General features: G+C 51.2%; 1 protein-coding gene. It reads right to left on the minus strand.

What is annotated here, in order from left to right; translation table 11 throughout:
• On the minus strand, positions 1-2,189 hold a 2,189-nt coding region (locus tag FLACHUCJ7_RS00020; protein ID WP_317170837.1), incomplete at both ends, for a beta strand repeat-containing protein.

The raw sequence follows: 2,189 nt of genomic DNA on the forward strand, positions 1-2,189 counted from the left end.
CGGTTTCGTTTCCTTCGTACAGCGCATCATCGGTCGGATCAATAGTGATCGTTCCGGTCAGCTGGCCTGCCGGGATGGTGATCGTAGTATTGCTTGCTGTATAATCTCCTGCTGAAGCTGTTCCTGTAAAGCCTAAGCTTACTACCGTATCGGTAGTCGTAGCCGTGCTCAGCGTAGCGGTGATTGTAGCGGTTCCTGCTGCGTTCTCTGCGATTGAAGCTGTTCCGCTAAGTGTTACCGTTGGGTTGGTCTCGTCATCGGTGATCGTTACCGTTGCCTGCTGAACGCCGTTTTCTGTAGCACCATTGCCGCCTGTAACATTCGTGATATCGATGGTTACGGTTTCGTTTCCTTCGTACAGCGCATCATCGGTCGGATCAATAGTGATCGTTCCGGTCAGCTGGCCTGCCGGGATGGTGATCGTAGTATTGCTTGCTGTATAATCTCCTGCTGAAGCTGTTCCTGTAAAGCCTAAGCTTACTACCGTATCGGTAGTCGTAGCCGTGCTCAGCGTAGCGGTGATTGTAGCGGTTCCTGCTGCGTTCTCTGCGATTGAAGCTGTTCCGCTAAGTGTTACCGTTGGGTTGGTCTCGTCATCGGTGATCGTAACGATTGCCTGAGTTGTACTGCCCGCCGTAGCTCCTGTAACATTCGTGATATCGATGATTACGGTTTCATTTCCTTCGTACAGGGCATCATCGGTCGGATCAATAGTGATCGTGCCGGTCAACTGGCCTGCCGGGATGGTAATCGTAGTATTGCTTGCTGCGTAATCTCCTGCTGAAGCTGTTCCTGTAAAGCCTAAGCTTACCACTGTAGCGGTAGTCGTAGCCGTGCTCAGCGTAGCGGTGATTGTAGCGGTTCCTGATGCATTCTCGGCGATTGAAGCTGTTCCGCTAAGTGTTACTGTTGGGATGGTCTCGTCATCGGTGATCGTAACGATTGCCTGAGTTGTACTGCCCGGCGTAGCTCCTGTAACATTCGTGATATCGATGATTACGGTTTCATTTCCTTCGTACAGCGCATCATCGGTCGGATCAATAGTGATCGTTCCGGTCAATTGGCCTGCAGGGATGGTGATCGTAGTAGTGCTTGCTGCGTAATCTCCTGCTGAAGCTGATCCTGTAAAGCCTAAGCTTACTACCGTATCGATAGTCGTAGCCGTGCTCAGCGTAGCGGTGATTGTAGCAGTACCTGATGCGTTCTCTGCGATTGAAGCTGTTCCGCTAAGTGTTACCGTTGGGGCGGTCTCATCATCGGTGATCGTTACCGTTGCCTGCTGAACGCCGTTTTCTATAGCATCATTGCCTCCGGTTACTCCTGTGATGTCGACAATTACTGTTTCATTTCCTTCGTATAGGGTATCATCGGCCGGATCAATAGTGATCGTACCGGTCAATTGGCCTGCAGGAATCGTAATGGTAGTATTACTGGCTGCGTAATCTCCTGCTGAAGCTGTTCCTGTAAAGCCTAAACTTACCACTGTAGCGGTAGTCGTAGCCGTGCTCAGTGTAGCGGTGATTGTAGCGGTACCTGCTGCGTTCTCGGCTATTGAAGCTGTTCCGCTAAGTGTTACCGTTGGGGTGGTCTCGTCATCGGTGATCGTAACGATTGCCTGCTGAACGCCGTTTTCTGTAGCACCATTGCCTCCGGTTACTCCTGTGATGTCGACAATTACTGTTTCGTTTCCTTCGTATAGGGCATCATCGGTCGGATCAATCGTGATCGTGCCGGTCAACTGGCCTGCCGGGATGGTGATGGTAGTATTGCTGGCTGCGTAATCTCCTGCTGAAGCTGTTCCTGTAAAGCCTAAGCTTACTACCGTATCGATAGTCGTAGCCGTGCTCAGCGTAGCGGTGATTGTAGCAGTACCTGATGCGTTCTCTGCGATTGAGGCTGTTCCGCTCAGTGTTACTGTTGGGGTGGTCTCGTCATCAGTGATCGTTACCGTTGCTTGCTGAACGCCGTTTTCTGTAGCTCCTGTAACATTCGTGATATCGATGATTACTGTTTCGTTGCCTTCGTACAGCACGTCATCGGTCGGATCAATAGTGATCGTGCCGGTCAATTGGCCTGCAGGGATGGTGATGGTAGTAGTGCTTGCTGCGTAATCTCCTGCTGAAGCTGTTCCTGTAAAGCCTAAACTTACCACTGTAGCGGTAGTCGTAGCCGTGCTCAGTGTAGCGGTG

Origin of the sequence: Flavobacterium salmonis (genome assembly GCF_903819435.1) — a bacterium.
Classification (GTDB): Bacteria; Bacteroidota; Bacteroidia; order Flavobacteriales; family Flavobacteriaceae; genus Flavobacterium; species Flavobacterium chungangense.